We start from the raw sequence: 5,802 nt of genomic DNA on the forward strand, positions 1-5,802 counted from the left end.
TCTCAACAGCGATGAAATTGCTTTCGGAGATGTGAGTAAAATTAGCAATTTACCCGATAATCTCGATCTTATTGTCGGCGGCGTTCCCTGTCAACCTTGGTCGGTGGCGGGATGTTTACGGGGATTTGAGGACCCCCGGGGAAAACTCTGGTTTGATGTGATTAAATTAGTCCAGAAAAGTCAACCGAAAAGCTTTATTTTCGAGAATGTCAGTGGGTTAGCTAGTCCTCGCAATCAGGAGAATTTAGAGTTAATTATCGATGAATTAACCAGCTGTGGTTATCAAGTTTACTGGCAGTTATTAAATGCCTACGATTTTGGTTTACCCCAGAATCGCGAGAGAGTTTTTATCGTAGGAATTAGAAAAGATATAGACAACTATGATCGGTTTAAATTTCCTTTACCTTTGGGTATCCATCCGAAGGTTTTAGATATTTTAGAAGACATCAAGAATATTCAACCCGTCGAGAAAGTCAAGTTATCCGCAGATACTTTATTTAATGGTTTTGTTCCTCCATCGAGAACTCGTTTTCAAAAAGAAGATGAATTAAATGACTTTTTTATTTTTTCTGATTTAAGAAATGGTCACACAACTATTCATTCTTGGGATATTATCAAAACTACGGAACGACAAAAAAGTATCTGTTTAGCTTTGCTGAAATTAAGACGCAGTAAAAAGTATGGCGAAAAAGATGGTCATCCCGTGGCTTTTTCTGCTTTTTTGGAAATTATACCCGATCTAAAAATCGAGGAACTAAATCAGTTAGTTTCTCTGGGGATTTGTTGGCAAACGCAGGAGGGGAAGTATGAATTTATTAACTCGAAAAATATGACGGGAATTAACGGCATTTATCGGATTATTTTACCGACGGCCGATATTATTCCTACCCTAACCGCTACGGGTGCTAAAGATTATATTGCTACTATTTCAATTACCGCTACTCATCCCCAAGAATACAAACAATTGTTTTTAAAGAAAATCTATAAACCCAAAAAGTTTCGAGAAATTACTCCCCAAGATGCGCGTAAATTACAAGGATTCCCCGATAATTTTATCTATCATCCACAGCCAGCTATTGCCAAAAAACAATTCGGAAACGCTGTTCCTATTACTGTAGTGGAAGCAGTGGCTAGAAATTTACTAGAAATAATTCGGACTGATTATTAAACCGCGGGATACTGACTCATACTAAAATATTTGAAGGCTTAAAAATCAAAAGCTATCAAACTTTCGAGGTACAATTCCATAGCTTCTGTAATATTGACAATCGTTTCTTCAAAAGTGTTTCCTTGAGAATGACAACCTTTAAGCGCAGGACAAAAAGCGTGATAACCACCGTCTGACTCTTTTTCTAGAATAACGGTGTAGTTATAAATTTGTTTAGTATTATCACTCATAACACTATCAGTTGTGGATTGTAAATTATCCTAGCATAGACTTTTTTTAATGACTTTTCCCAGAGCGATCGATTTTTTGAGCGGATTAACTCCCCAGCTAAACTAGAATAGAAAGATAGGAAAGCGATCGAAATTAGAATGACGACCGAAATTGAAAAAGAACTAGAAACCAGCGAAGCTGTCTTGGAAAAACGGCGAAATTTTGCCATTATCTCCCACCCTGACGCGGGAAAGACCACCCTGACCGAAAAACTGTTACTATACGGGGGTGCAATCCATCAAGCGGGTGCAGTCAAAGCAAGACGCGACCAACGCAAAGCCACCTCCGACTGGATGGAAATGGAAAAACAACGGGGAATTTCGATTACTTCCACGGTTTTACAGTTCGATTATCGTGATTTTCAGATTAATCTCCTCGATACTCCCGGCCACCAAGATTTTAGCGAAGATACCTATCGTACCCTAGCCGCTGCCGATAATGCGGTGATGTTAATCGACGCGGCCAAAGGTTTGGAACCGCAAACGAGAAAACTCTTTGAAGTGTGCAAACTGCGACAGTTACCCATCTTTACCTTTGTTAACAAAATGGATCGCCCCGGCCGCGAACCTCTGGATTTATTGGACGAAATCGAGCGAGAATTAGGATTACAGACCTATCCCGTCAATTGGCCGATCGGAATTGGCGATCGCTTTCGGGGAGTCTTCGATCGAGCAACCCAGACCATACACCTGTTTGAACGTCGCTCCCACGGCTCTCAGGAGGCGCAGGAAACCGTGATCGAGCTTGGCGACCCCAAAATTGAGGATTATCTCGAAAAAGACCTGTATTACCAGTTAAAAGAGGATATAGAACTACTCTCGGAATTGGGTGCGGAATTGGATTTGCCAGCAGTCCACGCAGGAGAAATGACCCCGATCTTTTTTGGTAGCGCCATGACCAATTTTGGGGTGAAATTATTCCTAGAATCCTTCCTCGACTATGGATTACTACCCAGAGGACGCAATTCCTCCCTAGGAGTCCTTGATCCCACCTATCCCGATTTCACCGGTTTTGTCTTCAAACTGCAAGCAAACATGGATCCCAAACATCGGGACCGGGTGGCCTTTGTGCGGGTATGTACGGGGAAATTTGAGAAGGATATGGTAGTAAACCACGCTAGAACTGGTAAAACTATCCGTTTATCCCGTCCTCAGAAACTTTTTGCCCAAGATCGCGCAGTTATTGAAGAAGCTTATCCCGGAGATGTGATCGGATTGAATAACCCCGGGGTCTTTGCGATCGGTGATACGATTTATATGGGTAAAAAGCTCGAATACGAAGGTATTCCCTGTTTTTCTCCGGAATTATTCGCCTATCTCAGAAATCCTAACCCTTCCAAGTTCAAACAGTTTCAAAAAGGAGTCTCGGAATTACAGGAAGAAGGGGCCGTACAGATATTATCCTCGATCGATGAATTTAAACGCGACCCGATTTTAGCCGCTGTCGGTCAATTACAGTTTGAAGTGGTGCAATTCCGTCTTTTAAGCGAGTACGGAGTCGAAACTACCCTCGAACCCCTAGCCTATAGTTTAGCCCGTTGGGTCGCCGGGGGTTGGGCTGCTTTAGAAAAAGCAGGTAAACTCTTCAATACTTTAACCGTCAAAGATTACTGGGGCCGTCCCGTCTTATTATTCAAAAATGAGTGGAATTTACAGCAAGTCAAAGAAGATCATCCCTCTTTGCAATTAAACTCGATCGCACCGGTAGGATCGGGAGTACAACCCCAATCCTAACCATTAATCCCTCAAGACAATTGCCGAACTGGTCAGGATAAGATGGCGACCCCCAGACAACTGCACTAAAGTGGAAGTGGTCAGAAAGTCTCGATCTTTCCTAACACTCGGATGTCTCAAAGCACTATCGTTGACGAGTCCCTCACCATTAGAAAAAGTTCTGCTGTCAATTCCCGAATTAATCCCTGTTTAATTCGCTTTTGTTATTTTCTGGGAAATTATCTGGTTTTACCAGCTTTTTTCAGCAAAATAACGGTGACAGGCCAGGAAAATATTCCCCTAACGGGGGGGGTCATCCTTGCACCTACCCATCGGTCCCGTTGGGATGCGCTGATTTTACCCTACGCGGTGGGACGCTTAGTTAGTGGACGAGATTTGCGCTTTATGGTTTCCGCTAACGAGATGAAAGGGTTGCAAGGTTGGTTTATCCGACGTTTGGGGGGTTTTCCCGTCAACACCGATCACCCCGGTATGGGTAGTCTGATCCATAGTGTCGAACTTTTGGCCGCGGGGGAAATGGTGGCGATTTTTCCGGAAGGGGGTATCTGTCGCGATCGAGTGGTTCATCCCCTTAAACCGGGGGTAGCGCGGATCGCGTTGGAAGTTACGACTATGAAACCCGATGCAGATATCAAGATTTTGCCGGTAAGTATTAGTTATAATCAGCCTTACCCCGGATGGGGAAGCGAAGCGACAGTAAATATCGGTCAAGGGATTAATGTGCTTGATTATCAACAAAATTCGCTAAAACGGGAAACTGTCCGCTTAACCAAAACCTTGAGCGATCGCTTAAAACTTCTCCACGAGGATCGATCCCCTTAATCAGCTGTTGACTATCTACCGCACAAGTGAAAATGATTGTTTTAACTATTTTTAAGTAAAAAAGTGGCTTTTCTGGTTTAAATAAATAATACTAAGTAGGTGGGTGGAATTAAATATAAAATGAACGTAGGTTGGGTTGAAGCATGAAACCCAACGCCCGCATGGGTTACGCTACCGCTAACCCATCCTACAAATAATTGTGCCTACCTACTTAAATCGGTTATTAGTGCATGAGTAGAAAACGGGTTTCTCGGAGAAACCCGTTTTCTGTGCGTTACTCAACGGATTTAGTATAACATCTTGGTTTTTGCTGCTTCTAGCTCCTGAATACTGCCTCGGAAACCCTTCAAATCAGGGAAGATGTCCGATTGTTGCCAGAGGTCTAATGATAGAATGGGCATCAGCGAAAGTAGTTTGTGAGCGAAGTGATCCGATGCAGTTCCAAATCCAGCCAGACAGTGAAATACCCGCCTCTAAGCAATTATTTGACCAAATTCGCTTCGCTATCGCCTCTCGTCAGTATCCACCGGGCCATCGTTTACCTAGTACCCGTCAACTAGCTATGATCACGGGATTACACCGTAATACGATAAGTAAAATTTATCAACAACTGGAAGACGATGGGTTAGTAGAATCCATAGCAGGTTCGGGGATTTATGTCAAGGCTCGCGGACATGAAAACGATAATTTATTGGGTTCGCCCCTATTGGAACAAAATCCAGAAATAGGCAGACTAATTCGCCAGAGTTTAGCCAGTTTTCTCGCTCAAGGTTTAACTCTAGAGGAAATTCGCGAGTTATTACTGGCGGAAATCGATTGGCGATCGCAGTGTAGTTCTCAAGTTCTTGTCACCATTCCCCGTCACGATTTGGGTGCAGGGGAACTAATGTTGAGAGAATTAGAGCAATCCCTCAAAATTCCCGTCCAATTAGTGGCAATGGAGGATTTAGCCCAAGTTTTAGCCAATACTAAATCTGCCACTGTTGTCACCAGTCGCTATTTTATCAGTGTGGCGGAGGAAATTGCCGCTCCTTTTCAATTACGAGTCATTCCCATCGATATCTACGATTACAGCAAGGAATTGGCATTAATCAAAAAATTACCCACCGATAGCCGTTTGGGGATTGTCAGTATTAGCACCGGTATTATTAAGGTGGCCGAAATTTTAATTCATAGTTTACGGGGCGATGATTTATTAGTTATGTCTGCCCAAATTCATGAAACGGATAAGTTAAAAGTTTTAGCCAGAACTTCCCAGACAATTATCAGTGATCAAGCGAGTTATACTTTAATTAAAAATCTAATTAATGAAGTGCGATCGGATTTAATTCGTCTGCCAGAAATTATCTGTAGTGATAATTATATTGGGGATAAATCAATTCAATTGCTCAGACGAGAATTAGGATTAGGTGGTTAGATGATAAGCTAGGACACATTTTAACCTCTGAATCTCCCCCCTTTACTGTTACCTCTTGCCTTATCTCAACAAGCAATTTAAGTAGGGAGGCACAATTATTTGTAGGATGGGTTAGCGGTAGCGTAACCCATGCTGGCGTTGGGTTTCATGCTTCAACCCAACCTACGTTCTTTAAAATTTAGTTTAATCTATGGTTACTATTGACAATAACTTAGAGCAAATCGAGAATAAAAGCGAAAAAAACTTTTAAGAAGTATTAACTTTTTTAGTACAATGGCGGAAGAATAGGGATAAGCTCAATTTTTCACTCTCGGACGAGGTTAGATGAAAAGTGCTGAATGTTTAACGGTATCCCCCGGGGAACCGCTTACCGATTGGCAAAAACTCGGATT

At 42.4% G+C, this 5,802-nt stretch carries 4 protein-coding genes and 1 pseudogene; 4 read left to right on the forward strand and 1 reads right to left on the reverse strand.

Annotation, left to right across the window (positions count from 1 at the left end; all coding sequences use genetic code 11):
• The coding region (dcm, locus tag IQ242_RS14960) for a DNA (cytosine-5-)-methyltransferase (protein WP_193960502.1) at positions 1 to 1,168 on the forward strand (1,168 nt) is incomplete at its 5' end.
• 16 nt (positions 1,169 to 1,184) lie between these two features.
• Here the strand turns inward: dcm and IQ242_RS14965 are convergent.
• Positions 1,185 to 1,398: pseudogene (locus IQ242_RS14965) on the reverse strand (type II toxin-antitoxin system HicB family antitoxin).
• 138 nt (positions 1,399 to 1,536) lie between these two features.
• On the opposite strand from IQ242_RS14965, the gene prfC reads away from it, so the two are divergent.
• The 3 genes from prfC (at position 1,537) to IQ242_RS14980 (ending at position 5,410) form a co-directional block, all read left to right on the forward strand.
• On the forward strand, positions 1,537 to 3,171 hold the full coding sequence (prfC, locus tag IQ242_RS14970) for a peptide chain release factor 3 (protein WP_193960504.1): 1,635 nt from the start codon (positions 1,537 to 1,539) through the stop codon (positions 3,169 to 3,171).
• A 111-nt stretch (positions 3,172 to 3,282) separates the two neighbouring features.
• Positions 3,283 to 3,993, forward strand: a complete 711-nt coding sequence (locus IQ242_RS14975) for a 1-acyl-sn-glycerol-3-phosphate acyltransferase (protein WP_193960505.1) — start codon at positions 3,283 to 3,285, stop codon at positions 3,991 to 3,993.
• Between the two features lie 385 nt (positions 3,994 to 4,378).
• Complete coding sequence (locus IQ242_RS14980) at positions 4,379 to 5,410, forward strand: GntR family transcriptional regulator (RefSeq protein ID WP_193960506.1); 1,032 nt, start codon at positions 4,379 to 4,381, stop codon at positions 5,408 to 5,410.
• Positions 5,411 to 5,802 lie beyond the last annotated feature (392 nt).

It is taken from the genome of Microcystis sp. LEGE 08355, assembly GCF_015207185.1.
GTDB lineage: Bacteria > Cyanobacteriota > Cyanobacteriia > Cyanobacteriales > Microcystaceae > Microcystis > Microcystis panniformis.